This window comes from Streptosporangium sp. NPDC004379 (assembly GCF_042873875.1).
In the GTDB taxonomy this organism is placed as follows: domain Bacteria; phylum Actinomycetota; class Actinomycetes; order Streptosporangiales; family Streptosporangiaceae; genus Streptosporangium.
In genome coordinates this window covers 648287-674009 of record NZ_JBIAMC010000001.1, presented here as the reverse complement: position 1 = coordinate 674009, position 25723 = coordinate 648287, and the positions used below count along the sequence as shown (strand labels likewise).

Below are 25723 nucleotides of genomic sequence, written 5' to 3'. Positions count from 1 at the left end.
GGCGGACCGGTCGCACGCACTCCCGGCCGGCCGCGCGGCGGACCGGCCCCCGGCCGGCGGCTCAGCCGACCGGGGGACCGGCGCCGGTCAGTGGCTCACCGGGGTGGGCACGCCCTCGCTCGGAGCCGGGGGCTGCTGCTCGTCCGGCTGGGAGCAGCCGGCGGGTGGGCACGGACTCTCCGTCTCACCGGTGGGCTCGGGCGCCGCGGTCGGCGTGGGCGGGCACTCCTCGGTGACGTCGCCCGGCACCGTGGGGCAGCCGTCCGACGGAGTGGGCTTCGGCGTGGGGGTCGCCCTGGGCGTGGGGGTCGCCTTCGTGTTCGGCGCGGCGCTCCTGGAGCGCTCGGTCGTCGGCTCGGGCGGGGGCGGGGGGCTGGACGTCCTGGGGACGGCCGGGACCCGGTTGTCGTTGTTCGACGGCGGGCGCGAGGTGGCCGACATGTCGGGCGCGGTGGACTGGGTGAAGTTCACCTCACCGCTGTAGACCTCCTGGATCACCTGTTCGCGCAGCTGGGGGACCATCATCACGACGGTCGCCGCGCCAAGGACCGCTCCAGTGACGGAGGCGCCGACGCGCCACCACACCAGCCCGCGGAGTCCGCGCAGCCCGCGCCGCTCGATCCGGGCCCGGATGATCTCCAGCCCGTCGGGGGAGGGAACGACCGAGTTCGCCTCCGCGTTGAGGGCACGGCGCAGCAGCTCGCCGTGCTCATCGGGGGACTCGGTCATGACAGTTGCTCCAGTGTGGTTCGTAGGGCGGCCATGCCACGAGCCGTGTGGCTCTTGACCGCGCCTTTGCTGATTCCCATCGCGTGGGCGATCTGTGCTTCGGACAGATCACCGTAGTAGCGCAGGACCAGTGCTTCGCGCTGCCGGGCGGGCAGGGCGCGTAGCGCCTCGATGACGGCGGAGCGCTCGAACTCGCCGATCGCGCCGTTCTCGGCGCTCGGCGCGTCCGGCATGCCCTTGGGGGCGTACTTCTCCACGACCGCCCGGTGCCGCAGCACGGAGCGAGATCGGTTGACGACCGATTGGCGCAGGTAGGCGAGTGCCTTGTCGGTGTCGCGCAGGCGGCGCCAGGCGCCGTGGATGGCGACGAACGCGTCCTGTACGACCTCCTCCGCGGTTGCCACATCGCGGACGAGCAGGACAGCGAGACGCACGAGCGACCGGTAGTGCGCGCTGTAGAGCGCGGTAACGGCCGCATCGGCGTCCCAGCCGACGGGCACCGCCCCGAGCGACCTGTCGGCCACGAGGGTCTCGGTGGTCACATCAGTGGGACGCTCGGCCTTCCCAGAGGGTTTACGCTCTTCCGGTTCATTAGGGGGCATGACCCAGTCGTGTCCTCGGCCCGGCGGCCATGTCGTGCGAATCGCAATGGTCTGTAGTTGTTGAAGTTTTGCACACCCACCATATCCGTGTGGATCTTTCTTCGCTGGGCGTGGACCATCACCGATTGGCAACGCCCGGACCGGATAGGGTGCCCGCATGGTGAGTGAAGCCGACTGCCTGTTCTGCAGGATCGTGGCCAAGGAGATCCCCGCGCGGATCGTGCACGAGACCGGCCGCACGCTGGCCTTCCGTGACGTCGACCCGAAGGCGCCGACCCACGTGCTCGTGGTGCCGAAGGAGCACTACCCCACCGCCGCGGCCCTGGCCGCCGCCGACGACGGGCTCACCGACGAGGTGATCAGGGCCGCCCACGAGGTCGCCGAGCAGGAGGGGATCGCCGAGTCCGGCTACCGGCTGGTCTTCAACACCGGTCCCGGCGCCGGTCAGACCGTCTTCCACGTGCACGGACACGTGCTCGGCGGGCGCGGCCTGAACTGGCCTCCCGGCTGATAACCGGGAGGCGTCACGGGTCCCGTCGCGGATACCATGGCGTAGAAGTCACACTCCGATATCTGGAGGCGAACAGGCCGAAAGGCCCGCCTATGTCCGAGACAAACGATTCCAACAGAACGTCGCCGCGGTCGAAGACCCCCGGGCGCACCCAGGCGAAGGTGGTGATTCCGGACGACCACTCGATGGTCAGCCTGCTGGGCTCGGGCGACGAGCTGTTGCGGGTCATCGAGGGCGCCTTCCGGGCCGACATCCACGTCCGGGGCAACGAGATCACCATCACCGGCAGCCCTGAGGAGAGCGGCACCGTCGTGCGCCTCTTCGAGGAGCTGACCGAGCTCGTCCGCAGCGGCGCCGAGCTCACGGCGGACGCGGTGGAGCGCAGCATCGCGATGCTGCGGATGACCTCCGAGCGCCCCGCGGAGGTGCTCTCCCTCGACATCATCTCCTCCCGGGGCCGGACCATCCGCCCGAAGACGGTGAACCAGAAGCGGTACGTCGACGCGATCGACAAGCACACCATCGTCTTCGGCATCGGCCCGGCGGGTACCGGCAAGACCTACCTCGCGATGGCCAAGGCCGTTCGGGCCCTGCAGGAGAAGAAGGTCAACCGGATCATCCTCACCCGCCCGGCGGTCGAGGCGGGGGAGCGGCTGGGCTTCCTGCCCGGCACGCTGTACGAGAAGATCGACCCCTACCTGCGCCCGCTGTACGACGCGCTGCACGACATGCTCGACCCCGAGTCGATCCCCCGGCTGATGGCGGCCGGCACGATCGAGGTCGCCCCGCTGGCCTACATGCGCGGCCGTACGCTCAACGACGCCTACATCATCCTGGACGAGGCGCAGAACACCTCGCCCGAGCAGATGAAGATGTTCCTGACCCGCCTGGGCTTCAACTCCAAGATCGTCGTCACCGGCGACGTCACTCAGGTCGACCTGCCCGGTGGCACCCAGAGCGGCCTGCGGGTGGTGCAGGACATCCTCGACGGCATCCCCGACATCCATTTCAGCAGGCTGACCAGCGCCGACGTGGTCCGGCACAGGCTGGTGAGCGATATCGTCGACGCCTACGGCCGCTACGACGAGTCGCAGCGGCAGAGCGCGCCGCAGCCGATCAAAGGCGTGGCCAAGCGCCCCCGAGGAAGATCGTGAAAACAGTGGAGAACGACCGGTGAGCATCGAGGTCAACAACGAGTCCGGCGTCGAGGTCGACGAGGGCCTCATCGTCTCGCTGGCCGGCCACGTGCTGGAGCGGATGGACATCAACCCGCTCGCCGAGCTGTCGATCCTCGTCGTCGACGAAGAGGCCATGGCCGTGCTGCACGAGCAGTGGATGGGGGAGCCCGGCCCGACGGACGTGCTGTCCTTCCCGATGGACGAGCTGCGGCCCGGCGGCGGCAGCGGCGCCCGGCAGGAGGGCGACGCCCCCGCCGACCCCGCCCTCCTCGGTGACGTGGTCCTGTGCCCGCAGGTCGCCGCCAGGCAGGGGGCCGAGGCGGGGCACGGCGCCGAGGCCGAGCTCGAGCTGCTGTGCACCCACGGCATCCTCCACCTGCTCGGCTATGATCACGCCGAGCCGGAGGAGCACAAGGAGATGTTCGGCCTCCAGGCCGAGCTGCTCGAATCGTGGCGGGAGGTGCGCGCCCAGCGGTGAACGGTGCCAATGGGTGGTTGTTCTCGGCCGTCGTCCTGGTCGTGGTCGCCGGTCTGATCGCCAGCGCGGAGACGGCGCTGACACGGATCTCACGGGTCCGGGCCGAGGAGTTCGTCCGCGAGGGGCGCCGGGGCGCCCCTCGGCTGCAGGAGATCGTCGCCGATCCGCCCCGATATCTCAACCTGCTGCTCCTGATCCGGCTGAGCTGCGAGATGATCGCCACGGTGATCGTCACGCTGCTGTGCATCGACTGGTTCGGCGACCAGGGCTGGGCCTACACCGCCGCCGCGGCGATCATGATCGTCGTCAGCTACGTCATCGTCGGCGTCTCCCCGCGCACGCTGGGCCGCCAGCACGCCGAGCCGATCGCGCTGGCCGGCGCCCCCCTGGTGTACGGCCTCACCCGGATCTTCGGCCCGCTGCCCAAGCTGCTCATCCTGCTGGGCAACGCCCTGACACCCGGCAAGGGCTTCCGTGAGGGGCCGTTCACCTCCGAGGCCGAGCTGCGCGACCTGGTCGACCTGGCCGAGGAGCGCAGGGTCATCGAGCCGGACGAGCGGGAGATGATCCACTCGGTCTTCGAGCTCGGCGACACCATCGTCCGCGAGGTCATGGTGCCCCGTACCGACATGGTGTTCATCGAGCGCGGCAAGACCCTCCACCAGGGCCTGTCGCTCGCGCTGCGCAGCGGCTTCTCCCGCATCCCGGTGGTCGGCGAGAACGAGGACGACGTCATCGGCATCGCCTACCTCAAGGACATCGTGCGCCGGGTCCAGGAGACGGGCGAGGCGGGCCGCGCCGAGCAGGTCGAGACGATCATGCGTCCGGCCGCCTACGTCCCCGAGAGCAAGCCGATCGACCAGCTCCTGCGGGAGATGCAGGCCCGCCGGATCCACCAGGCCATCGTGATCGACGAGTACGGCGGGACGGCCGGCCTGGTGACGATCGAGGACATCCTGGAGGAGATCGTCGGAGAGATCACCGACGAGTACGACCAGGAGGTCCCGCGCGTCGAGTCCCTGCGGGACGGTGCGGTCCGGGTGACCGCCCGGCTCCCCGTGGGAGACCTGGAGGACCTCTTCGACGCCGAGCTGGAGGTCGACGACGTGGAGACCGTCGGCGGCCTGCTGGCCCACGCGCTGGGCCGCGTGCCGATCGCCGGTTCCGAGGCCGTCGTGAAGGGGCTCAGCCTGACGGCCGAGAGCCTCGCCGGGCGGCGCAACCGGATCGGCACGGTCCTCGTCCGGCGGGTCCCCCCGGAGGAGGCCGACCCGGCCGAGACCGCGTCGGAGCACGACCAGAGCAAGGCCTGAGAGAAGGCCGGGTCGGCGGCGTCCTGGGTGTTTGCCGATGATTGCCGCTTTTGCCGAGTGGGAAGGAAGCAGGTCGGCGGGGGCGGGGGCCCGCGCCCGACATCGGGGGAACGGACATGTGGCGGGGGACTCGGACCCCGGGGGTCCGGGCCGCCGCCGCGGTCGCCGTATGTGGGCTGCTGGCGATGGTCCCGGTCGCGTGCGGCACCGGGCCGGCGCGCTACACCCGGGCGGACGCGAGGGCGGAGCAGGCGCGGTTGCGCGGCCTGCTGCCCGTCCAGGAGGACATGCCGGACGGGTTCTCGGCCCGGCCGAGGGACGGCTGGCGGCCCCCGTTCCGCCCGGAGAACCCCGAGTGCCGGACCCTCCTGAACATGGCCGGCGGCGGCTCTCCGCGCCGTGCCGCCGGGCCCCGGGTCACCGTGACCTACCAGGGCGACGACGTGGGCGAGCTGGCCGGGGTCGCCCTGGTGTCCTACGCCGGCGTGGGCGCCGCCCTCCGCTTCGCCGAGATCTCCGACGCCCTGGACGACTGCCCGGTGGCGACCGGTCCCCTGGCCGGCCGCGGCACCTCGCTGCGGGTCTCCCCCCTGGAGGTGGACGTGCCCGGCGACGTGCGGGCCGGGCGGCTGCGCGGCAGGCTGAACGGCTACCCCTACGAGCTGCACGTGGTCTTCGCCCGCGTCGGCAACACCGTCGTCTCGCTGGTGCACAGCGGGATGGCCGGGATCGACGAGGAGAGCACCCGGCGGCTCGCCCGGCTCATGGTCGGCCGCCTCTCCGCCTGATCCGGCGGCTGAATACCCTTGTGCCGTGAGCGACGCGAACCTCGACCCCGAGGACAACAAGATCATCGTGCTGGCCCGTTCCGCCCGTGCCCGCAACGGCACCGCCGAGGGCGCCGCGGTGCGCGACGAGACGGGCCGGACCTACGTGGCGACCGACGTGGCGCTGCCCTCGCTGACGCTGTCGGCGCTGCAGGTCGCCGTGGCCATGGCCGTCTCCAGCGGCGCGGAGTCCCTGGAGGCCGCGGCGCTGGTCACCGCGGGCGAGGGTCCCTCCCCGGCGGACGAGCGGGCCGTGCGCGACATGGGTGGCGAGCGGCTGCTGGTGGCCGGCCCGGACGGGACACCGCGTCAGAACTGAGCCGACGATCGGGGACAATGGGTGACGTGAGTTCTTCAGCAGCTGATTTCCGCGCCGGTTTCGCCTGTTTCGTCGGACGGCCCAACGTCGGCAAATCAACGCTGATGAACGCGTTGGTCGGCACCAAGGTGGCCATCACCTCCTCCAAGCCCCAGACGACCCGCCGCGTCATCCGGGGCATCGTGCACCGCCCGGACGCCCAGCTCATCATCGTCGACACCCCCGGTCTGCACCGTCCCCGCACCCTCCTGGGCGAACGGCTCGACAGCCTGGTGCTGTCCACGCTCACCGAGGTGGACGTGATCGGCTTCTGCGTGCCTGCCAACGAGCCCATCGGCAAGGGCGACCGGTTCATCGCCGAGAAGCTCACCGCCGTGAAGAAGACCCCGGTCGTCGCCGTCGTCACCAAGTGCGACCTGGCGACCCGCGAGCAGATCGCCGCGCAGCTGCTGGCCGTGTCGCAGCTCGCCGAGTTCGAGGAGATCGTCCCGGTCTCGGCGGAGAGCGGGGAGCGGCTCGACGTGCTGCGCGACGTGCTGGCCGGCAGGCTCCCGGCCAGCCCGCCGCTGTACGAGGGCGGACAGCTCACCGACGAGCCCGAGCAGGTGCTGGTGGGCGAGCTGATCCGGGAGGCGGCCCTGGAGGGCGTCCGCGACGAGTTGCCGCACTCCATCGCGGTCGTCGTCGACGAGATGTTGCCCCGTGAGGGCCGCGACGACCTGCTCGACATCTACGCCCACATGTTCGTCGAACGGCCCTCGCAGAAGGCCATCGTGATCGGGCACAAGGGAAGCCGCCTCAAGGAGGTCGGCAGCCGGGCCCGCGGCCAGATCGAGGCGCTGCTCGGCACCCGGGTCTACCTCGACCTGCGCATCAGCGTCGCCAAGGACTGGCAGCGCGACCCCAAGCAGCTTCGCCGGCTCGGCTTCTACGACTGACGGCGCGGGGCGGGACGGCCGCCCGCGGGGTTCCGCCGTCCCACGCGGGTACGGCGGAGCCGCGTGCCCGTCCTCCCGTGTCGCGGCTCGGCGAGCCGCGCGCCTGCCGTCACGTCCCGGTGCCGGGCAGGCGCGACAGGCCCTCGTCCAGACGCCGCCGCAGCTCGACGGCGTCGGCGGCCAGCGCGGAGACCAGCGTTCCCGGCCCGGCCAGCGGGAGCATCGCCCAGCCGTCCCCGACCGACGAGGCGGGCGCCCGCCCGGTGACCAGGACGCTGCCGACGCAGCGGGCGTCGCCGTAGACCGCGGGGGAGCCGTCGGTCACCGGGTCGCCCACGACGAGTTCCTGACGCAGCAGCGGACCCGCGGGGGTCACCGCGTCGAAGCGGGCGTGACAGCGGCCGGGCCGCTCGCCGTACCGGCCGAAGACGATCTCCTCGCGCCAGGACACCCGGGCGCCCTCCTCCAGCGTCAGCCGTACCGCCGAGCGGTGCAGGCAGCCGGCGGCCAGCACGGTCGGCTCGGGCGCGAACCGCAGCGACGCCCCGGCGCCGACCCTGGCGGTGACGGTCAGCGCCGACTCCCCCGTACCGGGCAGGACGAGCGTGCTCGCGACCGACAGGACCTCCAGCTCGCTGCCCGGACCCACCTCGATGTCGAGGGCCAGGTCGTCGCCGCCGAGCGGACCCGCCGCGGTCGAGACCAGGTGCACCCGGCCCGGCCCGGTACGGCGCAGCGTGAGCGGCGGATCGGACCGCATGGCGACCAGGACGGTCCGGCCGTCCGGACCGCGCTCGGTGACCAGCGCGGCCCTGGCCCGCATCGAGCGTCGTGGCGCGGAAGGGGCGGGGGAGGGGCGGTGCCCTTCCGTACGGCGAGGATCGGCGGGAGGGGTGGGGGAGGGGCGGTCCCCGTCCGTGAGGCGAGGGTGAGCGGGAGACGCGGAGGTGGGGCGGTCTCCGGGAGGCCGGGCCGCCTCCGCGCGATCAGGCGCGGGCGCGGTCATGCTCGCGGGCGAGGTCGTGCCCGTGCTCGTCGGCGTGGCCGTGCTCGTGGCCGTGGGTGCGGCCGTGCTCGTGGGCCCAGGCGTGGACGAGGCCGGAGACCCACTCGGCGACCGCGGGTGCGTCCGGCTCCTCCCGGATCGAGGTGAACAGCACCGGCCTTCCGTCCCGCACGGCCGCCGCGTCCCGGTTCATCACCGTGAGGTCCGCGCCCACCATCGGCGCCAGGTCGGTCTTGTTGATCACGAGCAGGTCCGCGGTGGTCACGCCGGGGCCGCCCTTGCGCGGGACCTTGTCGCCTCCCGAAACGTCCAGTACGAAGATCTGCCGGTCGGCCAGACCCCGGCTGAAGGTGGCGGTGAGGTTGTCCCCGCCGCTCTCCACGATCACCAGGTCGAGCGGGCCGAACCGTTCCTCCAGGGACTCCACCGCGTCGAGGTTGGCGGCGATGTCGTCACGAATGGCGGTGTGCGGGCAGCAGCCGGTCTGCACGGCGGCGATCCTCGCCGGGTCGAGCACCCCCGCCGCGCGGAGGAAGTCGGCGTCCTCGGTGGTGTAGATGTCGTTGGTGACCACCCCGAGGCGGAGCGCCGGGCCCAGCGTCCGGCACAGCGCCGCGGTCAGCGCGGTCTTCCCGCTGCCGACGGGGCCACCGATGCCCAGTCGCAGCGCCCGCCCGCGCGGATCGGCCGCCGGGTGGTGGTCGTCGTGGTCAGCGCCCATGAGGGTCACCGTCCCTTCTTTCCCTGGTGGTCTGTCGTGGTGGTCTTCCCGGTGGGCGGCGGTGCCGGCCGGTGCTCCGTCCGGGGCGTCCGTCAGGACGCCCCGGACGTCAGGAGACGAACATCCTCGGCTCGGCGCGGACGTGCCGTTCGGCGAGCAGGTCGAGCGCGGGCGCGGTGGGCGCGGGCAGCCGTTCCCAGGGGTCCGGCGCCCCGGCCTCCCCGGCGGATCCCGAGCCCGGTGTTCCGGGCCTCCCGTCCGGTCCCGGGGCCGGCGCGCCGATTCTCCCGTCTGGTCCTGAGCCCGGTACTCCGGCCTCTTCGCCGGATCCCGGGTCCGGCGGGCCCGCCAGGTGCGCTGCGGAGCCGGTGGCGATCCGTTCCAGGTCGGGGGCGAGGGCGGCGAGGAGCCGGTGGACCGGGACCGGGTCGAGGCCGAGGAGCCTGACCGCCGCCGTGGCGGGGCCGGTGACCGCGGTGTAGGCCGCCGCGAGCGCCGCCTCCGCCGGGGAGCACCCCGCGGCGGCGGCCACCGCGCCGAGCGCGACCGCGTGGTGCGCGCCCGCGGGCGCGGCCCGCGCCAGGTCGTCCAGGATCGGCGACGGCCAGATCCGCCGGGCGCTCCGCAACAGCAGCCTGCCCTGCGTACGGCTCGCCTCCCGCTGCGCGGGCGACGACGTCCGCGCGTCGGCCTCGGCGTCCAGGCGCTCCCACGCGGCGTCCGGAGACGGCCGTCCGTCCGGACGGCTTCGCGCCGGGAGGCCGTCCGCGGACCGTCCCCGGGGGTCCTCCCCGGCGTGATCGTTCCCGGCCCCGTTCCCGGTCCCGATGGTCGTCGCCCCGGCCGTCGCGGCCGCCGCCGTGCCGGCCTCGCGGGACGCGGCGAGGTCGCAGGCCGCGGCGGCGAGACCGGCCGCCACCGCCCCGGCGGTGGCCAGCCGTCCCCGCAGGAACGCGGCCAGGCTCGCGAGATCGCGGACCGCCCCGGCGCGGATCGCCTCCTCGGCGCCCCCCGAGTGCGCGTGCCCCCCGGCGGGCAGCCGGGAGTCGGCCAGCAGCAGCAGCGCGGCGTTCACGCGACGCTCAGAAGAGGAAGTAGCGCTGGGTCATGGGCAGGGTCTCGGCCGGGGCGGGCTCGACCGTCTCGCCGTCCACCCGCACGGTGAAGGTGTCTGGATCCACCTCGATCTCGGGGGTGGCGTCGTTGAGGGGCATGCTCTCCTTGCCCCGGCGGCGGACGTCGGCCACCGGCACCAGGCGCCGCCGTACGGCCAGCCGGTCGGCCAGGCCGTCCTCGATCGCGAGCGGGGCGACGAAGTGGACCGACGTGGCGGCGGCGGTGACCGGGACGGCGCCGAACATCGGACGTGGCAGCACCGGCTGCGGGGTCGGGATCGAGGCGTTGGCGTCGCCCATCTGGGCGTGGGCGATCACGCCGCCCTTGAGCACCAGGTCCGGTTTGACCCCGAAGAAGGCAGGCTGCCACAGCACCAGGTCCGCCAGCTTGCCGGGCTCGACCGAGCCGACCTCCCCGTCCAGGCCGTGCGCCACCGCCGGGCAGATCGTGTACTTGGCGACGTAGCGCCGGGCGCGGAGGTTGTCCGCCGGTCCGTCGCCCGGCAGCGCGCCGCGCCGCCGCTTCATCACATGCGCGGTCTGCCAGGTCCGGATGATCGTCTCGCCCACCCGGCCCATCGCCTGGGAGTCCGAGCCGATCATCGAGATCGCCCCCAGGTCGTGCAGCACGTCCTCGGCGGCCATGGTGGCCGGCCGGATCCGCGACTCGGCGAACGCCAGGTCCTCCGGGACCGAGGGGTTCAGGTGGTGGCAGACCATCAGCATGTCGAGGTGCTCGTCCAGCGTGTTGACGGTGTGCGGACGGGTCGGGTTGGTCGAGGAGGGCAGGACGTTGCGATGCGAGGCGACCCGGATGATGTCCGGCGCGTGGCCGCCGCCGGCGCCCTCGGTGTGGTAGGCGTGGACGGCCCGGCCGCCGATCGCCTTCAGCGTCGACTCCACGAACCCCGCCTCGTTGAGGGTGTCGGTGTGCAGCGCCACCTGCACCCCGGTGGCGTCGGCGACCGACAGGCAGGCGTCGATGGCCGCGGGGGTGCTGCCCCAGTCCTCGTGCAGCTTGAACCCCGAGGCCCCGGCGCGGAGCTGCTCCAGCAGCCCTTCGGCGCCGGTCGTGTTGCCCTTGCCGAGCAGCGCGACGTTGACCGGGTGGGCGTCGAGCGACTCCAGCATCCGGGCGAGATACCAGGTGCCGGTCACCGTGGTGGCCTTGGTGCCCTCGGCGGGGCCGGTGCCGCCGCCGACGATCGTGGTGACCCCGGCCGCCAGAGCCTCGTCGAGGATCTGCGGGCAGATCAGGTGGACGTGGGAGTCGACCGCCCCCGCGGTCACGATCTTCCCGTTGCCCGAGATGACCTCGGTGGACGGGCCGATCACCAGATCTGGGTGGACGCCGTCCATGGTGTCGGGGTTGCCGGCCTTGCCGAGCGCGACGATCCGGCCGTCCCGGACGCCGATGTCGGCCTTGACCACGCCCCAGTGGTCGAGCACGACCGCGCCGGTGATCACCAGGTCGGGGGCGCCCTCGGCGCGGGTGGTCCTGGCCTGGCCCATCGACTCCCGGACGACCTTGCCGCCGCCGAACACGGCCTCGTCGCCGGCGCCCGCCGGGCCCATGGCGAGGTCCTCGGTGACCTCGACGAACAGGTCGGTGTCGGCGAGCCTGATCCGGTCCCCGGTTGTGGGACCGTACAGCGCGGCGTAGCGGGACCGCTCAACGAACATCGGTGCTCCCGTCCATCCCGTCCAGGGGGCCCGCCCACTCCGGGCGCAGGCCGGGCACGATCCGGCGCCCGGCGATCGGCACCAGGGTCACGTCGCGCTCGACGCCGGGCTCGAAGCGCACCGCCGTGCCGGCCGGCACGTCCAGGCGGGTGCCCCAGGCCGCCCGCCGGTCGAACTCCAGGCCGGGGTTGGCGGCGGCGAAGTGGTAGTGCGACCCGACCTGGATCGGCCGGTCGGCGACGTTGACGACCCGGACGGTGACGCGCTCACGGCCGGGGTTGAGCGGCACGGGGGCCTCGCCGTACCGGATCTCGCCGGGGACCATGCGCTCCTCCCGCGCCGTCTCGTGCGGAAGGTCCGTACGCGGTGACGCCTCCCGGGGGACGTCCGTGCGGTCGCCCGCCGTCACGGGATCGGCCAATGGACGGTGACGAGCTTGGTGCCGTCGGGGAAAGTCGCCTCGACCTGCACCGACTCCAGCATCTCCGGCACGCCGTCCATGACGTCGCCCCGGGACAGCACGGTGCGCCCCGCCTCCATCAGCTCGGCGACGGTCCGGCCGTCCCTGGCCCCCTCCATGAGGAAGGACGCGATGACGGCGGTCGCCTCCGGATGGTTCAGCCGGAGACCCCGGGCCTTCCGGCCCCGGGCGACACCGGCGGCGACATGGATGAGCAGGCGTTCCTGCTCGTGTGGTGTGAGCCGCATTGGACGGACCATAAGAACCGGCTGTTACCGAAGTGTTGCACGGTGATGTCCGGGTGGTTTCCGGTCCGGGCCGTCACGGGGGTGAAACCCCGGCAAAGCGCAATTAACATCCGCGATCTTCTCGGGAAACCTTACTCGCCCACCTTGTCGGCAGGTGGATCGGTGCGGGGCCGTACCGGTGGGAACCGGTGAGAGAGGAAGGCACTTGAGGAGAACAGCCTGGCGCTCCGGCGTCACCGCCGCCCTGCTGGCCGTCGCGCTCGCCGCGTGCGGCGGGGAGGCTCCGGCGGGCGGGAACGCCGCCTCCGCCGGCGGCGGCGCGGACGGCGACGGCATCAAGGTCGGCATCCTGCACTCGCTGAGCGGCACGATGGCCATCAGCGAGGTGACGGTCAAGGACGCCGAACTCCTCGCGGTCGAGGAGATCAACGCCTCCGGAGGGGTGCTCGGGAAGAAACTGGTCCCCGTGGTGGAGGACGGCGCCTCCGACTGGCCGACCTTCGCGGAGAAGGCCACCAAGCTCATCCGGCGCGACAGGGTCGCCGCCACCTTCGGCGGCTGGACCTCGGCGAGCCGCAAGGCGATGCTTCCCGTCTTCGAACGCAACAAGGCCCTGCTGTGGTATCCGGTGCAGTACGAGGGCCTGGAGAGCTCGCCGTACATCTTCTACACCGGCGCCACCACCAACCAGCAGATCATCCCCGCGCTCGACTACCTGAAGGAGCAGGGGAAGAAGAAGCTCTTCCTGGTCGGCAGCGACTACGTCTTCCCGCGCACCGCCAACAAGATCATCAAGGCGTACGCGGCGGCCAACGGGATGCAGGTCCTCGGCGAGGAGTACACCCCGCTCGGGCACACCGAGTACGGCACGCTGACCAACAAGGTCGTCGAGGCCGCGCCGGACGCGGTCTTCAACACCCTCAACGGCGACAGCAACGTGGCGTTCTTCAAGCAGCTCACCAGCGCCGGGGTCACCGCCGAGAAGATGCCCGTCCTGTCGGTGAGCGTCGCCGAGGAGGAGGTCAAGGGGATCGGCGTGGACAACATCGCGGGCCACCCGGTCGCCTGGAACTACTACCAGACCACCCAGGGACCGGCGAACGAGAAGTTCGTCGCCGCGTTCAAGGGCAGATACGGCGCCGGCAAGGTCACCTCCGATCCGATGGAGGCCGGCTACAACGCGGTGTACCTGTGGGCCGAGGCGGTGAGGAAGGCCGGGACCACCGAGGTCGAGGCCGTGCGCAAGGCCGCGGGCGGCATCGCCCTGGAACGCCCCGAGGGCCTGGTCACCATCGACGGCGAGAACCAGCACATGTACAAGACCGCCCGGATCGGGGTGGTCCAGCCGGACGGCCTCATCAAGGAGGTCTGGAAGTCCGGCGAGCCGATCAAACCCGACCCCTACCTGAAGGGCTACCCCTGGGCGAGCGGCCTGGCCTCGGGCTGACGCGCGCCCCGGGCCGGCCGTCCGGCCGGGCCGCCCCTGACCGGCTCCGGAGCGCGGCGGTGAACGACCCGCGGCAAGAACCGCGGCGCCGCCGCGCTCCGGAGCCAGACCCCTCGCGGAAAGGGACGAAGGTGGAGGCGTTTCTCAACCAGCTGCCGATCGGCCTGTCGATCGGCGCGGTGCTGCTCCTCATCGCCGTCGGGCTGACGTTCACGTTCGGCCAGATGGGCGTGATCAACATGGCCCACGGAGAGTTCATCATGGCCGGGGCGTACACGGCCTACCTGCTCCAGGGCGTCGCCGGCCGCGACGCGGTGGTCGTGGCGCTGCCCGTCGCCTTCCTGGTCGCCGGGCTCATGGGGCTCCTGCTGGAGTGGGCCGCGATCCGGCACTTCTACGGCCGGCCGCTGGACACCCTGCTGCTCACCTGGGGCGTCAGCCTGGTGCTCCAGCAACTCGCCCGCGACCTGTTCGGGGCGCCCAACGTCCAGGTCCAGGCACCGGACTGGCTGCGCGGCGGGCTCGGCACGCTGCCGTACAACCGGCTGTTCATCCTCGCCCTGGCGGTCCTCACCGTCGTCGCCGTCTGGGCCTACATGAACCGCACCGGCCAGGGACGGCGGATGCGGGCCGTGATGCAGAACCGGCGGCTCGCCGCGACCAGCGGCATCGACACCGGCCGGGTGGACCGGCGGACCTTCTTCATCGGCTCCGGCCTCGCCGGGGTCGCCGGGGTCGCCCTCACCCTGATCGGCCCGGTCGGACCGGCCCTCGGCACCTACTACATCGTCGATGCCTTCCTGGTCGTCGTCGCGGGCGGCCTCGGGCGGCTCCGCGGCGCCGTGATCGCCGCCGCCGGGCTCGGCCTGCTCAACTCCTACGCCGAGTTCTGGACCGACGCCAGCCTGGCCAAGGTCATCGTGTTCGCCGCGATCGTCGCCTTCCTGCAGTTCCGGCCGCAGGGCCTGTTCGTCACCCGATCGAGGGCACTGGTCTGAATGAACCTCACCCATCCGGAAACGCCGGAAACAGCGGAAACACCGGAAACACCGAGGACACGGGAAATGCCGAAGACCCTGAAAACACTGAAAGGGCTGAAAACGCTGAAAGGCCCCGGCGTCTTCGCGGCCGTGGCCGTGCTCGCGCTGGTCGCCGCCCCCCTCCTGCTGGAGCCCTTCCGTCTCGGCCTGCTGGCCAAGTACCTGTGCCTGGCGATCGTCGCCCTGGGCATCGGCCTCGCCTGGGGCCAGGGCGGCATGCTGGCCCTCGGCCAGGGCGTGTTCTTCGGACTCGGCGGCTACGCCATGGGCATGCACCTGAAACTCGCCGACGCCCGGGGCGAACTGCCCGACTTCATGGTGTGGAGCGGCGTCGAGCGACTGCCCGCGCTGTGGAGGCCGTTCACGAATCCGGTGTTCGCGCTGACCGCCGCCGTGGCGGTCCCGACGCTGATCGCCGCCGCGCTGGGCCTTCTGGTGTTCCGGCAGCGGGTCCGGGGAGCCTACTTCGCGATCCTCACCCAGGCGCTCGCCGCCGCGTTCGCCATCCTCCTCGTCGGGCGGCAGGGCCTGACCGGCGGGACCAACGGCCTGACCAACTTCTACGACCTGTTCGGCCTGGACCTGGCGGACGACGCCGTCCAGCGCGGGCTGTACCTCGTGGTCGCGCTCACGCTGGGCCTGCTCTATCTGGGCGCGCGGCAGCTGACCCGCAGCCGCTTCGGCCGCCTGCTCGTCGCGGTCCGCGACGGCGAGGACCGGGTCAGGTTCCTCGGCTACGACCCGGCCCTCGTCAAGACCGTCACCTTCGCGATCTCCGCGGGGATGGCCGGGCTGGCCGGCGCGCTGTTCGTGCCGGTCGTCGGGATCGTCTCCCCGGCGCTGCTGGGCGTGGTCCCCTCGCTGGAACTGGTCGTCGCGGTGGCGGTGGGCGGCCGGTTCACCCTGGCCGGGGCGGTCGCCGGGGCGGTCGTCATGGGATACGCCAAGACCGCGTTCAGCGAGGAGTTCGCCGGCGGCTGGCTGTACCTGCAGGGCACCCTGTTCATCCTCGTGATGACCCTCGCGCCGCGGGGCGTCCTCGGCCTGGCCGCGACGGGCCGGGACGCGCTCGCCCGCAGGCGTGCCCGCCGTACCGAGGCGAGCCCCCGGCCGGGCGGGCCCGGCGCCGGCCGCGTCATGGAGGAGGTCGCGTGACGTCCTCTCCGCGCCGGTGGGAACCGTCCGGCGGGAACCGTTCAGCGGGACGGTTCGGCGAGAACCGGAGGAAGCGATGAACCCGTCCGGCCCCCGGGCATGCCTCCCGGAGGAAGCGATGAGTCCGCCCGGCTCCCAGGCAGGCGTTGACCCGTCCGGCCCCGGAGCGGGCGTTCCGGAGGACCCGATCATTGAGATCCGCGGCCTGTCGGTCGTCTTCGACGGCTTCCGCGCCGTCGACGGCGTCGACCTGACCGTCGGGCGGGGGGAGCTGCGGTTCCTCATCGGGCCCAACGGCGCGGGCAAGACGACGCTCGTGGACGCCGTCACCGGCCTCACCCGCCCCACCGCCGGGGAGATCAGGTTCGCCGGCCGTGACCTGGCGGGTCTGCGCGAGCACCGGATCGTACGGCTCGGCGTCGGGCGGACCTTCCAGACCTCCGTGGTCTTCGAGGAGCTCACGGTGCTGGAGAACCTCGACCTGGCCGCGTCGTTCCGCCGTACGCCGTGGTCGCTGCTCCGGCGTCGGCGCGGCGTCGGTGAGGCCGTCGCCGAGGCGCTGGAGACGACGGGCCTGGGCCCGATGGCGGAGCGGCCCGCCGGGGTGCTCTCCCACGGGCAGCGGCAGTGGCTGGAGATCGGCATGCTGCTCGCGCAGCGGCCCCGGCTGCTCCTGCTGGACGAACCGGTCGCCGGCATGTCGCAGGGCGAGCGCGAGCGCACCGGCGAGCTGCTGACGTCGATCGCCCGCGAGCGCACGGTGGTCGTCATCGAACACGACATGGAGTTCCTGCGCAGGTACGCCTCGCGGGTCACGGTCCTGCACGAGGGCCGGGTCCTGGTCGAGGGGCCCGTGGAGCAGGTCCGCGAGGACCCCCGGGTGCAGGAGGTCTACCTCGGGAGGAGGAGCGGCGATGCTGTCGGTACGGGATCTTGACGCCGGGTACGGCAGGGCCCGGGTGCTGTCCGGGGTCGGCCTGGAGGTGGAGCCCGGGACGCTCGTCTGCGTGATGGGCCGCAACGGCGTCGGCAAGACCACCCTGCTCGACACGGTGATGGGCGTGCTCCCGGCCACCGCCGGGTCGGTCGTCTTCGACGGGCGCGACGTGACCCGTCTCGCGCCCCACGAACGGGTACGGCTCGGCATGGGCTACGTCTCCCAGGGGCACGCGGCGTTCCCCCAGCTCAGCGTGCTCGGCAACCTTCAGGTCGCCCTGGAGGCGGCCGGCGGGCCGAAGGAGGCGCTGGAGGAGGCGCTGGAGGTCTTCCCCCGGCTCAAGCCCCTGCTGAAGCGCCACGCCGGGTTCCTGTCCGGCGGCCAGCAGCAGCAACTCGCCATCGCCCGTGCCCTGGTCGCCCGCCCCAGGATGCTGATCCTGGATGAGCCCACCGAGGGCGTCCAGCCGTCCATCGTCATCGAGATCGAGGAGGCGATCGAGCGGCTACACGCCTCGGGGCTCGCCGTACTGCTGGTGGAGCAGTACGTGGACCTGGCGCTGCGCCTGGCCGACCGCTTCCTGATCCTCGACGCCGGACGCGTCGTCCGCGCCGGCCCGGTCGCGGAGCTGCGGGACGAGGAGGTCCAGAGCCTGCTCGCGGTCTGACCCGGTCTCCCGCCCGGCGGCCGGACGGGCAGGGTCCGTACGGCCCGCCACGGGCGGACGCCTGAGAGCGGGCCGACAGGGGCGGACGCCTGAGAACGGGCCGACAGGGCCGGGACCGCACGGAGCCGGGTGCGTACGGAGCCGGGACCGTACGGACCGGGAAGGCGTCCGTCAGGAGCGGGCCTCGAAGGAGTTGAACGCGACGTCCAGCCCGGGACCGCCGCGCCGGCCCCGGGCGAAGACACCGATGGAACCGGCGGCCGGCGGCCGGGCCCGGTCCACCTGGGAGACGACCTCCTTGCCGTTGACCCGCAGGCTCAGCGTGGTCCCGGTCGCGCCGCCGCGGCAGACCGCCTGCAGGACGGTGAGCCGTCCGGGACGCAGGCCGGGGACGCGCCGCACCGCCGACGGAGCCTTGCCGCTCCGGGTGATCGAGGCGTCGCCGTCACCGGTGAGCGCGAACTCGTAACGCTCGGCCGTCCCCTTCCGGCCGCGGCAGAACACCCCGAAGTCTCCCTTGCCGGAGATCAGGCGCACCTTCACGGTGATGACGGTGTTCCGCAGCGAGGCGGTGACGGGGGCGGTGACCGGGAGGTCCGCACCGGCCCGGACGGTGAGCCGGTAGGCGCCGTGGTCCGGCCGGTGCTTCCCGGCTTTCCCCGCCGCCGTGCTGCTCCAGCCGCCGGCGGCGCCGAAGTCGTCCTTGAACGGCAGGGTGCGCGCGGTGGAAGGCCGGGCGGTGCGCTTCGCGGGCGACGGGGACGGTGACGGCGACGGCGACGCCGTCACGGGGGCGGGGGAGCCCGTGGGGGCGGGCCCGGCGCTCTCCGGGGCGCTGGGCCGGGCCTGTGACGCGACGTCGCCGGTCGCCGGGTCCCGGGGGAGGAGCCAGGCGACCCCGGCGATGACCCCGGCGAGGACCAGTCCCGCAACCGCGGGGATGAGATGCCGCCTGACCTGCCGCGCCGTGTCCGGAACCGCCTCATCGGCCCGGCGGGCCGCATCGGTACGGCGAGCCGTGCCCACGACGGCGGGGGCCGCGCCCGCGTACCCGGGGACGGCCGGTACGGCGGGCGGCGGGGCCTGTCCCGGGACCGCCGTGACGGGCGGCGGGGCGGCTTCCGGACGGGGCACGGGCGGCGGGGCCTGTCCCGGGACCGCCGTGACGGGCGGCGGGGCGGCTTCCGGACCGGGCACGGGCGGGGAGACCGGCTCCGGAACGACCGGCGACCGGACCGGCGCGGGGCCCGCGCCGGGCGGCCTGGGCGGGACCGGCGCGGCGGCCGGGTCGCTGACGCCCGTCAGGGCGCGGACGATGTCGCGCACGTCCGGGCGGCGGGCGGGATCCTCGGCGAGGGCGCTCGCCACGAGATCGCGCAGCGGGCCGTGCAGGCCGGTCAGGTCGGGCCGGAGGCGGACGACCCTCGCGGTCTCCTCGGGGTCGCCGGCGTCGGCGTCGCCGTACGGTTCGTGCCCGGCACGGCCGTACGGATCACGTCCCGTCGCCGCGTACAGGACGGCCGCGCCCCAGGAGAACACGTCCGACGCGGCGGTGGCCGCCTCGCCGCGCGCCCGTTCCGGCGGCGCGGCCTCGCCGGGGACGTCGCGGAGGGGGAGGCCGGCGAGACCGAAACCCCCCACCCTCGGCCCGAGGGGGCTCAGCAGGATGCCGGACGGCGTCAGCCGCCCGTGCGCGATGCCCGCGGCGTGGATCGCCTGCAGGGCGACGGCGACGGACACGGCCAGCGAGCCGAGGCCCGGCCCGGCCAGGGGCCCCTGGTCCCCGACCCGCTCACGCAGGGAGGGGCCTTCGACGTGCTCGGTGACGACGTAGGCGCGGTCACCGTCGAACCCCGCGGAGAGCACCGGGACGACGCAGCGCGGGGCGACCCGGGACGCGGCGCCCGTCTCCTGCTGGAACCGCCACCGGACGCCGGGATCGGCGGTCAGGGCCGGGTCGAGGACCTTGACCGCGACCTGCCGTCCACCGGGGTCGTGGGCGAGGAGGACCTCGCCGGCGGCGTCCTGCCCCAGCCTGCCGGTCACGTGGTACGGCCCGATGATGAGATCCATCCCGTCCAGCATCCCCCCAACGGGTTCACCCGGCAGGGGAATCGCCTCCTTAGCTGCGGTCGAAACGGGCAGAGCTCGTTCGTCGCCCGCCCCGGCCGGGGAAGCCGGGGAAAGCGGGAAGCCGCTCCTCTCGGGGGAGCGGAGGAGTCGTCCTCCGCTCCTGACATTCGGTACTGGATCTTAGGGGGTATTCCGGTCACTTCGCCGGGAGGCGGTTTGATCTCGTATTGATGAAGGGCCTCCTCACAGCCGGTGCCACGCCCTAGCCTGCCTAATGAGCAGGGGGTTCGTGGGATTATGACCGAAGAGCACGAGGGCGTGACGGCACCGTCCGGGAAGGCGGGTCTTTTCGCCGGGAAGCTGCGGCGCCCCGGCGAGAAGGCCGGCCCCGTGCCCGATCCCGTACCCGATCCCGTACCCGATCCCGTGCCCGACCCGGCCCCGCAGCCGGAGCCGCCACCGGTCAAGAGGTTCCGGATCTTCCGGCTCGTCGGCTGGGTGGCCCTGGTCATGGCCGCGGTCGTGGTCGGCACGTCCATCCTGCTGGCGAACGGGCCGCCCACCGAGGCGGAGCTGCGGGAGCGGGCCGGGCTGTTCAGCAAGGACCGGCTCCGGATCGGCGTGAAGTCCGACACCCCGGGCATCTCACTCCAGGAGAAGACGGGCAGGCGTGCCTTCAAGGGGTTCGACATCCAGATCGCCTACATGATCGCCGCCGACCTGGGCTTCTCGCCGGACAAGATCGACTTCCTGTCCATCGAGACCGAGGACAGGGCACGTATGCAGGCCAAGGACGACCAGGGCCGGTTCGTCAAGGTGGACCTGGTGGTCGCCACCTTCAGCGTGACGCCCGATCGGCGGAAGGACGCGGCCGTCGGGTTCTCCACGCCCTACCTGTACACCGAGCAGTCCGTGGTGACGAGGTCCGACTACCCGGGGAAGATCACCTCTCTGGTGGATCTGGAGGGAAAGCGCGTCTGCACGCTCGGCAGCTCCACCTCCGCGATCGAGCTGGAGAAGGCGACCGGGGCCAAGGCCACCGCCCGCAACCTGATCAGTGACTGCATCGCCGATCTGAAGGCGGGCAGGTTCGAGGCGGTGACCACCGACGCGGCGATCCTGGCCGGGTTCGTCGCGGAGTCCGGTGGGAAACTCGTCCACCACGACATCGCACTGGAGAAGACCGAGATGTGGGCGGTCAACACCGGCCCCAACAGGGCGCTGCGCGACCTGGTCGACCTCGCGCTCTACCGCTCCTACGCCGACCCTCGGGACCAGCGGTGGGAGCAGGCGTACCAGATGTACATCGACCCGCTGCTGGCGGCCAACCCCGGCATCAACGTCGCACAGGCGCAGCAGCCCTGCGCGCTGCCCCCGCCGGTGCGCAGGTGGCCGTGGGAGCGGACGCTTCCCGTCCAGGAGTGCTCGACCAGTTGATCGGCATCGGGCGGACCAAGCGCACGTCCAGAATCCACCCCAGGAACCAGGAGTGGCTGCTCGCGCTGCTCCCGGCCTTCCCCCTGGTCCTGCTCATCATGCGGCTGTGGTACGCCAGCCGTCAGGACACCCAGACCCTGCTCCTGCTGGTGCAGAACATCAGCCCGCTGGGCCTGCTCACCGCCGTGCTGCTGACGACCGTGTGGATCCTGCCGGTCCTCGTCCTGTGCGGGCGGATGCTCGGCGCCCTGTACTGGATCAGCACGAGGGACTGGAGCGGCGCGAACCGCTCCTCCTGGCTGCTGAACGCCACCGAGCGCCTGCCGGGCTGGGTGGTGGTGCTGGCGGTGGTGGTGGGCCTGGTCTCCTGGGAGCTGCGGTTCCTGCCGACGCTGGAGATGCTGGCGCTGGCCACCGCCGGGCTGACGGTGCGCGACCGCTTCCCCGGCAGGGAGAGACTGCGGGTGGTCGTCTGCTACGCCCTGCCCGTGGCGGCCGCCGTGCTCGTCTACGCCGCGCTGTGGCCCGCCATCGGCCAGGCGATCGCCGCGCGGGACACGACGACCTCGGTCCTGCTCATCCTGCCGCCGGGGATCGCGGGCCTGCTGACCGGTCCGGTGCCGCGGGTGCTCGCGCGGCTCCTCACCCACGGGCTCGCCGTCGTCGTGGCGGTCTTCGCGCCGTTCCTGGTGGGCGTGGTGGTGATGAAGGCGCCGATCCTGCCGCTGACGGCGTTCCAGATGAAGGCGGACAAGGGGCGGGACACGCCGAGGGTGCTCGTGGGCTACCTGGTCGCCAGCGACGACCAGATGGTGACCGTACTGGGGGCCGACGGCACCGTGAGCTTCGTCCGCGGCGACAGGCTGGAGTCGAAGGTGCTCTGCCCCGACCCCGACCAGGCCCCCCGGACCTGGGTGAACCTGCACGGCTGGTACGTCGAGAAGAGCATGCTGTCGTGGCTGGCCCCGGCCCCGCCGGAGAGACCGGCCGATCCGCGCTGCCAGGGCCGCTCCGCGGACTGAGCGGGGTTCCCGGTCCTTCCCGCCCGCCGTACGGGCAGCGCACGACACGTCCCGGCCGGCCCCGCCGTACGGCGGTTTCCCATCGCGGAGACGGAGGTTTCTCGCAATGGTTCCGGCCCTGAACGGGCGACTAGCGTCCGGCGGGTGTCTCTGAGAACTCTCATCGCGATCTGCATGGCCGTACTTCCCGCGGCCGGTGCCTTCCTGCCCGGGACCCCGCCCGGAGCCGCCCCGCCCGGAGCCGCCCCGCCCGGCGGCGTCACCCCCGCGGCGATCACCGCGTTCGTCGAGGACTACCGCGAGGAAACGGGGCTGCCCGGGGCGGCCGTGGTGGTCACCAGGGGCACGGAGGTCGTCCACGCCGCGGGGTACGGCGTGACCGCCGCGGGCGCACCGGTGACGGCGGACACCCCCATGCCCGTCGCCTCGGTCAGCAAGTCCTTCACCGCCCTGGCCGTGATGCGGCTGGTGGAGGCGGGCAGGCTCGGGCTCGACGACCCGGTCCGCCGCCACCTGCCCGAGTTCACGATGGCCGACCCCAGGGCGGCGAAGATCACCGTACGGCAGCTGCTCCACCAGACGTCGGGCATGGCGGACACGGCGTTCCACGAGCGGAGCCTGCCCCAGCCCACCACGCTGAAGGGCGCGGTGGCCCGGCTCAGGACGGCGAGGCTCGCCACGGAGCCCGGGACCGCCTTCAGCTACCACAACACGAACTACCAGGTCGCCGCCCGGCTCGTCGAGGTGGTGAGCGGCCGGTCGTTCGCCGGATACCTCGACGCGCACGTGTTCGCCCCGCTCGGCATGCGCCACAGCCGGACGGTCGACACCGACCGGGACCTGCCGCCCGCCTCACGTGGCCACCTGTACATCCTCGGCCGGGCCGTCGCCCTGCCGGAGCCCACCGCGTTCGGCAACGGCTCCGGCGGCGTCCTCACCACCGCGAACGACATGGCCCGGTGGCTGATCGCGCAGCGGGACGGCCGCATCTCCCCGCGGACCGTCGAGGAGATGCGCACCCCCTCCGCGCAGAACGACGAGTACGCCCTCGGCTGGATGCTCGGCGAGACGGAGCGCGGCACCCCCGTCGTGGAGCACGGCGGCGACCTGTTCACCGCCACCGCCGGGCAGCTGCTGATGCCGGCGTCCGGGTACGGCGTCGCCGTCATGGCGAACACCGGCATGGCCTTCGCCGACGCCGGAGCCCTGATGGACGGCCTGGTGGCCCTGATCGAGGGCGCGACGCCGGAGATCCCCGCCACGCCCTTCCTCGTCACGGACCTCGTGTTCGCGCTGCTGATCCTGGCGACCGCCGGGCCGGCGGCACGCGGGGTGGCCCGCTCCGGGAGGTGGGCCGCCCGCCGGAGCGGGTGGCGGTGGTGGCTGGGGCTGCTGCCCTGGCTGGCGCCGCTCGCGCTGTGCGCGGCCGTCGTGCCGGTCTTCCGGATCCTCGCCCGGGGGAGCGACATCTCCTGGATCCAGGTGGCCTACCTCTACCCGACCTTCATGGCCTGGCTGGTGACGGCCGCGGTCGCGGGCTCCGTGCTGGTCGCGGCGCGCCTGGTTCAGACGTCGAGATACCGCAGGACCGCCAGCACCCGGCGGCTGTAGCCGGGGGTCCGGTCAAGGCCGAGCTTGTCGAAGACGGCGTTGACGTGCTTCTCGACCGTGCTCTGCGACACGTGCAGCCGCTCGGCGATCGCGGTGTTGACCATGCCCTGGGCCAGGTGCTCCAGGACGGCCCGCTCGCGGCCGGTCAGCGTGTCCAGCGGGGCACGGGCGAGCAGCCGCCTGACCACCTCGGGATCGAACACCGTGCCGCCGGAGCCGATCCGCTCCAGCGACGCGAGGAACCCGGCCACTTCCGACACCCGGTCCTTGAGCAGGTAGCCGAGGCCCTCCCCGGGGCCGGCGAGGAGCCGGGAGGCGGAGGACGGCTCGACGTACTGCGACAGCACGAGCACCCCGACGCCGGGCCACCGGCCGCGGATCTCCAGGGCGGCCCGCAGCCCGTCGTCGGTGTGCGACGGCGGCATCCGCACATCGACGATCACCGCCTCCGGCCGGGCCCCGGCCATGGACTCCAGGAGCGCGGCGGCGTCGCCCACGGCCGTCACCTCGTGCCCGGCGTCCCGCAGCAGCCGGGCCAGCCCCTCGCGGAACAGCACGGAGTCGTCGGCGAGGATCAGGCGCACGGCAGCCTCGCGGTCACCGTCGTCGGGCCGCCGGGCGGGCTGTCCACGGTGAACGTCCCGTCGAGCGCCCGCACCCGCCGGGCCAGCCCGGCGAGGCCGCCGCCGTCCGGGTCGGCGCCGCCCCGGCCGTCGTCGGAGACCGTCACGGTCACCTCCTCCTCCGTCGCGCGCAGGCCGACCATGATCGCGCCCGCCCCGGCGTGCTTGTTGGCGTTGGTGACGGCCTCCCTGACCATGAAGTAGACGCAGGTCTCCCGCTCCGGCGCGAGCCGCCCGGGTGAGTGGCAGGCGACCGTCACCGGTACCGCGGAGCGATGCGCCACCTCGTCCAGCGCGGCGCGCAGGCCCCGCGAGTCCAGCTCCGCCGGATAGATCCGCCACGCCACGTCACGCAGCTCGTCGAGCAGCCGCCGCGCCTCGGAGTACGCCTCGTCGATCAGGGCGGGCTCGGACGCGTGCCGTGCCCGCCCCAGCAGCATCGCCAGCGTCACCCCGCGTTGCTGGACCCCGTCGTGCAGGTCGCGCTCGATCCGGCGGCGCTCGTCGTCGACGGCCCGCACGATCCCGGAGCGCGAGGCGGTCAGCTCGGCGATCCGGCCTCTCATCACCTCGTCCCGCCCGAAGGGCGCGAAACGGTCGGCCAGCCTGCGCTCCAGGCCCACCAGGACGGCGCCCCAGCCGACGGACAGCGCCAGCGCGGTCAGGCCGAGGACGATGCCGTACACCGAGCTGTCCCCGGTCACCCGCACGCCGGGCAACCGGAGGGGGATGGGATGGGCCTCACCCGAGACGAGCTGCCCCGCCCCGCCGTACAGCAGGAGGGTCGCCAGGAACACGCCCGCGAAGGCGAGGTAGCCGCCCAGGACGCCGAGGACGCCCCGCAGCAGGAGATAGGCGCGCCCGCCGCGCCCGCCGGAGCCGCCGACGCGGCGGTGGTCGTACCAGGAGGCCAGGCGGAGCCGTTCCAGGCCGACCAGCGCGGCCGTCGCCCTCCGCGCGCGCTCGCCCCCGACCGCCCAGGAGACGCAGACCCACCCCAGCCCGGCCAGGCCGGTCGGCACGCCGGTGGCCACGCCGACGGCTCGTCGCAGCGGCGACATGAGGGCTCGGCGCATGGGCCGCAGTCTAACCACGCGGACCGCGCCGGCCACGGGCGACCACGGGCGGCGGGACGGCCGGACGGCGGCTCCCGCCGGCTGCTACTGGCGGTAGCCCTCGACCTCGCCGACCGGGCGCGGCGCCGCCGAGTCGGGGTCCTCCCCGGCGTCCCGGCGCGCCCGGCGCTGCCGCAGCAGGTCCCATGCCTGGTCGAGCGCCTCCTCGACCTGCCGGACCCGGTTGTTCTCCTCGTACGAGGAGATCCCGCCGGAGGCCAGCCGCCGGCGCAGGTCGTGCTCCTCCTCGATGAGGTCGTGGATGTGGGCGAGGATGTCGGTGTCCTTCATGGGTCTCCCCGATTCGGATTCGGCGGTAGCGTCAATCTAACCCGGCCGGTACGGCTCTGTCCTGAGCGGGGTTTCCTCGGCTGACGATGTCGTCCCACACCCCCCGTGAGCTGGGACGTCTCGATTCATGAGATCCGCAGGCGTGGATTTGGGACGGTCTGCTAACGTGCTAGACAT

Annotated in this window: 27 protein-coding genes; 15 read left to right on the top strand and 12 right to left on the bottom strand. The window is 73.0% G+C overall.

The window, feature by feature from the left end; translation table 11 throughout:
• Window positions 1–87: 87 nt before the first annotated feature.
• Both ACFYSC_RS02995 and ACFYSC_RS02990 read right to left on the bottom strand, forming a co-directional pair.
• Window positions 88–729, bottom strand: a complete 642-nt coding sequence (locus ACFYSC_RS02995) for a hypothetical protein (protein ID WP_389955743.1) — start codon at window positions 727–729, stop codon at window positions 88–90.
• The gene (locus ACFYSC_RS02990; RefSeq protein WP_362928353.1) at window positions 726–1331 is read right to left on the bottom strand and encodes a SigE family RNA polymerase sigma factor; all 606 of its coding nucleotides are present in this window, start codon (window positions 1329–1331) and stop codon (window positions 726–728) included. Before ACFYSC_RS02990 ends, ACFYSC_RS02995 begins: the two co-directional genes overlap by 4 nt.
• A 160-nt stretch (window positions 1332–1491) precedes the next feature.
• Between ACFYSC_RS02990 and ACFYSC_RS02985 the strand changes: the two genes are divergently transcribed.
• The 7 genes from ACFYSC_RS02985 to era all read left to right on the top strand — a co-directional run bounded on the left by ACFYSC_RS02985 (window position 1492) and on the right by era (window position 6895).
• The gene (locus ACFYSC_RS02985) at window positions 1492–1842 is read left to right on the top strand and encodes a histidine triad nucleotide-binding protein (protein ID WP_362928741.1); all 351 of its coding nucleotides are present in this window, start codon (window positions 1492–1494) and stop codon (window positions 1840–1842) included.
• Between the two features lie 92 nt (window positions 1843–1934).
• On the top strand, window positions 1935–2996 hold the full coding sequence (locus ACFYSC_RS02980; protein ID WP_389955739.1) for a PhoH family protein: 1062 nt from the start codon (window positions 1935–1937) through the stop codon (window positions 2994–2996).
• Between the two features lie 19 nt (window positions 2997–3015).
• The gene (gene ybeY, locus ACFYSC_RS02975; protein ID WP_362928357.1) at window positions 3016–3498 is read left to right on the top strand and encodes an rRNA maturation RNase YbeY; all 483 of its coding nucleotides are present in this window, start codon (window positions 3016–3018) and stop codon (window positions 3496–3498) included.
• Window positions 3495–4811 (top strand): hemolysin family protein, encoded by a 1317-nt coding sequence (locus ACFYSC_RS02970; protein WP_389955736.1) that lies wholly within the window; start codon window positions 3495–3497, stop codon window positions 4809–4811. Before ybeY ends, ACFYSC_RS02970 begins: the two co-directional genes overlap by 4 nt.
• Window positions 4812–4927: 116 nt before the next feature.
• Window positions 4928–5599: a hypothetical protein gene (locus tag ACFYSC_RS02965; protein ID WP_389955733.1), complete on the top strand. Its 672-nt coding sequence runs from the start codon at window positions 4928–4930 to the stop codon at window positions 5597–5599.
• A 25-nt stretch (window positions 5600–5624) separates the two neighbouring features.
• The gene (locus tag ACFYSC_RS02960) at window positions 5625–5957 is read left to right on the top strand and encodes a cytidine deaminase (protein ID WP_389955730.1); all 333 of its coding nucleotides are present in this window, start codon (window positions 5625–5627) and stop codon (window positions 5955–5957) included.
• 17 nt (window positions 5958–5974) lie between these two features.
• Window positions 5975–6895, top strand: coding sequence for a GTPase Era (era, locus tag ACFYSC_RS02955; RefSeq protein ID WP_362928365.1), 921 nt, complete (start codon window positions 5975–5977; stop codon window positions 6893–6895).
• Between the two features lie 109 nt (window positions 6896–7004).
• Here era and ACFYSC_RS02950 read toward each other — a convergent pair whose 3' ends face one another.
• The 6 genes from ACFYSC_RS02950 to ACFYSC_RS02925 form a co-directional block, all read right to left on the bottom strand.
• Window positions 7005–7718 carry an urease accessory protein UreD gene (locus ACFYSC_RS02950; RefSeq protein ID WP_389955727.1) on the bottom strand — a complete coding sequence of 238 codons (714 nt, stop codon included), beginning with the start codon at window positions 7716–7718 and terminating at the stop codon, window positions 7005–7007.
• A 163-nt stretch (window positions 7719–7881) separates the two neighbouring features.
• A complete protein-coding gene (gene ureG, locus ACFYSC_RS02945; protein ID WP_389955724.1) occupies window positions 7882–8622 on the bottom strand; it encodes an urease accessory protein UreG in 741 nt (246 codons plus the stop codon).
• Between the two features lie 109 nt (window positions 8623–8731).
• Window positions 8732–9697, bottom strand: coding sequence for an urease accessory protein UreF (locus ACFYSC_RS02940; protein ID WP_389955721.1), 966 nt, complete (start codon window positions 9695–9697; stop codon window positions 8732–8734).
• 7 nt (window positions 9698–9704) lie between these two features.
• Window positions 9705–11420 carry an urease subunit alpha gene (locus ACFYSC_RS02935; protein WP_389955717.1) on the bottom strand — a complete coding sequence of 572 codons (1716 nt, stop codon included), beginning with the start codon at window positions 11418–11420 and terminating at the stop codon, window positions 9705–9707.
• Entirely contained in the window at window positions 11410–11829 is a 420-nt protein-coding gene (locus ACFYSC_RS02930; protein WP_389955714.1) for an urease subunit beta, read from the bottom strand. Before ACFYSC_RS02930 ends, ACFYSC_RS02935 begins: the two co-directional genes overlap by 11 nt.
• Entirely contained in the window at window positions 11826–12128 is a 303-nt protein-coding gene (locus ACFYSC_RS02925) for an urease subunit gamma (RefSeq protein WP_389955712.1), read from the bottom strand. Before ACFYSC_RS02925 ends, ACFYSC_RS02930 begins: the two co-directional genes overlap by 4 nt.
• A 205-nt stretch (window positions 12129–12333) precedes the next feature.
• On the opposite strand from ACFYSC_RS02925, the gene urtA reads away from it, so the two are divergent.
• From urtA to urtE, 5 genes are all read left to right on the top strand, one after another.
• A complete protein-coding gene (urtA, locus tag ACFYSC_RS02920; protein ID WP_389955709.1) occupies window positions 12334–13575 on the top strand; it encodes an urea ABC transporter substrate-binding protein in 1242 nt (413 codons plus the stop codon).
• 131 nt (window positions 13576–13706) lie between these two features.
• Window positions 13707–14573 (top strand): urea ABC transporter permease subunit UrtB, encoded by an 867-nt coding sequence (gene urtB / locus ACFYSC_RS02915; RefSeq protein WP_362928377.1) that lies wholly within the window; start codon window positions 13707–13709, stop codon window positions 14571–14573.
• A 66-nt stretch (window positions 14574–14639) separates the two neighbouring features.
• Complete coding sequence (gene urtC, locus ACFYSC_RS02910; protein WP_389955701.1) at window positions 14640–15770, top strand: urea ABC transporter permease subunit UrtC; 1131 nt, start codon at window positions 14640–14642, stop codon at window positions 15768–15770.
• Between the two features lie 118 nt (window positions 15771–15888).
• Window positions 15889–16707, top strand: coding sequence for an urea ABC transporter ATP-binding protein UrtD (gene urtD / locus ACFYSC_RS02905; protein WP_389955699.1), 819 nt, complete (start codon window positions 15889–15891; stop codon window positions 16705–16707).
• Window positions 16685–17374 carry an urea ABC transporter ATP-binding subunit UrtE gene (gene urtE / locus ACFYSC_RS02900; RefSeq protein ID WP_389955697.1) on the top strand — a complete coding sequence of 230 codons (690 nt, stop codon included), beginning with the start codon at window positions 16685–16687 and terminating at the stop codon, window positions 17372–17374. Before urtD ends, urtE begins: the two co-directional genes overlap by 23 nt.
• Window positions 17375–17545: 171 nt before the next feature.
• On the opposite strand, the gene ACFYSC_RS02895 is transcribed toward urtE, so the two are convergent.
• Entirely contained in the window at window positions 17546–19447 is a 1902-nt protein-coding gene (locus ACFYSC_RS02895; protein WP_389955695.1) for a serine/threonine-protein kinase, read from the bottom strand.
• A gap of 297 nt (window positions 19448–19744) precedes the next feature.
• Here ACFYSC_RS02895 and ACFYSC_RS02890 point away from each other — a divergent pair, with 297 nt between their 5' ends.
• From ACFYSC_RS02890 to ACFYSC_RS02880, 3 genes are all read left to right on the top strand, one after another.
• On the top strand, window positions 19745–20884 hold the full coding sequence (locus ACFYSC_RS02890; protein ID WP_389955693.1) for a transporter substrate-binding domain-containing protein: 1140 nt from the start codon (window positions 19745–19747) through the stop codon (window positions 20882–20884).
• Window positions 20869–21906: a hypothetical protein gene (locus ACFYSC_RS02885; RefSeq protein WP_389955692.1), complete on the top strand. Its 1038-nt coding sequence runs from the start codon at window positions 20869–20871 to the stop codon at window positions 21904–21906. Before ACFYSC_RS02890 ends, ACFYSC_RS02885 begins: the two co-directional genes overlap by 16 nt.
• 144 nt (window positions 21907–22050) lie before the next feature.
• A complete protein-coding gene (locus ACFYSC_RS02880) occupies window positions 22051–23517 on the top strand; it encodes a serine hydrolase domain-containing protein (RefSeq protein ID WP_389955689.1) in 1467 nt (488 codons plus the stop codon).
• On the opposite strand, the gene ACFYSC_RS02875 is transcribed toward ACFYSC_RS02880, so the two are convergent.
• The 3 genes from ACFYSC_RS02875 to ACFYSC_RS02865 form a co-directional block, all read right to left on the bottom strand.
• On the bottom strand, window positions 23472–24101 hold the full coding sequence (locus ACFYSC_RS02875) for a response regulator transcription factor (RefSeq protein WP_389955687.1): 630 nt from the start codon (window positions 24099–24101) through the stop codon (window positions 23472–23474). The two genes, ACFYSC_RS02880 and ACFYSC_RS02875, sit on opposite strands and share 46 nt — an antisense overlap.
• Window positions 24092–25216, bottom strand: a complete 1125-nt coding sequence (locus ACFYSC_RS02870) for a sensor histidine kinase (RefSeq protein WP_389955685.1) — start codon at window positions 25214–25216, stop codon at window positions 24092–24094. The genes ACFYSC_RS02875 and ACFYSC_RS02870 overlap by 10 nt, the downstream gene beginning before the upstream one ends.
• Before the next feature lie 84 nt (window positions 25217–25300).
• Window positions 25301–25546, bottom strand: a complete 246-nt coding sequence (locus ACFYSC_RS02865) for a DUF2630 family protein (protein ID WP_362928391.1) — start codon at window positions 25544–25546, stop codon at window positions 25301–25303.
• Window positions 25547–25723 lie beyond the last annotated feature (177 nt).

Excerpts from the sequence above, each read along its gene's own strand:
- ACFYSC_RS02965 (WP_389955733.1), top strand. The coding sequence starts at position 4,928 with ATGTGGCGGGGGACTCGGACCCCGGGGGTCCGGGCCGCCGCCGCGGTC.
- ACFYSC_RS02870 (WP_389955685.1), bottom strand. The coding sequence starts at position 25,216 with ATGCGCCGAGCCCTCATGTCGCCGCTGCGACGAGCCGTCGGCGTGGCC.
- ACFYSC_RS02935 (WP_389955717.1), bottom strand. The coding sequence starts at position 11,420 with ATGTTCGTTGAGCGGTCCCGCTACGCCGCGCTGTACGGTCCCACAACC.
- ACFYSC_RS02865 (WP_362928391.1), bottom strand. The coding sequence starts at position 25,546 with ATGAAGGACACCGACATCCTCGCCCACATCCACGACCTCATCGAGGAG.
- urtE (WP_389955697.1), top strand. The coding sequence starts at position 16,685 with ATGCTGTCGGTACGGGATCTTGACGCCGGGTACGGCAGGGCCCGGGTG.
- ACFYSC_RS02890 (WP_389955693.1), top strand. The coding sequence starts at position 19,745 with ATGACCGAAGAGCACGAGGGCGTGACGGCACCGTCCGGGAAGGCGGGT.
- ACFYSC_RS02995 (WP_389955743.1), bottom strand. The coding sequence starts at position 729 with ATGACCGAGTCCCCCGATGAGCACGGCGAGCTGCTGCGCCGTGCCCTC.
- era (WP_362928365.1), top strand. The coding sequence starts at position 5,975 with ATGGGTGACGTGAGTTCTTCAGCAGCTGATTTCCGCGCCGGTTTCGCC.
- ACFYSC_RS02980 (WP_389955739.1), top strand. The coding sequence starts at position 1,935 with ATGTCCGAGACAAACGATTCCAACAGAACGTCGCCGCGGTCGAAGACC.
- urtC (WP_389955701.1), top strand. The coding sequence starts at position 14,640 with ATGCCGAAGACCCTGAAAACACTGAAAGGGCTGAAAACGCTGAAAGGC.
- urtD (WP_389955699.1), top strand. The coding sequence starts at position 15,889 with ATGAGTCCGCCCGGCTCCCAGGCAGGCGTTGACCCGTCCGGCCCCGGA.
- ACFYSC_RS02990 (WP_362928353.1), bottom strand. The coding sequence starts at position 1,331 with ATGCCCCCTAATGAACCGGAAGAGCGTAAACCCTCTGGGAAGGCCGAG.
- ACFYSC_RS02925 (WP_389955712.1), bottom strand. The coding sequence starts at position 12,128 with ATGCGGCTCACACCACACGAGCAGGAACGCCTGCTCATCCATGTCGCC.
- ACFYSC_RS02895 (WP_389955695.1), bottom strand. The coding sequence starts at position 19,447 with ATGGATCTCATCATCGGGCCGTACCACGTGACCGGCAGGCTGGGGCAG.
- ACFYSC_RS02950 (WP_389955727.1), bottom strand. The coding sequence starts at position 7,718 with ATGCGGGCCAGGGCCGCGCTGGTCACCGAGCGCGGTCCGGACGGCCGG.
- ureG (WP_389955724.1), bottom strand. The coding sequence starts at position 8,622 with ATGGGCGCTGACCACGACGACCACCACCCGGCGGCCGATCCGCGCGGG.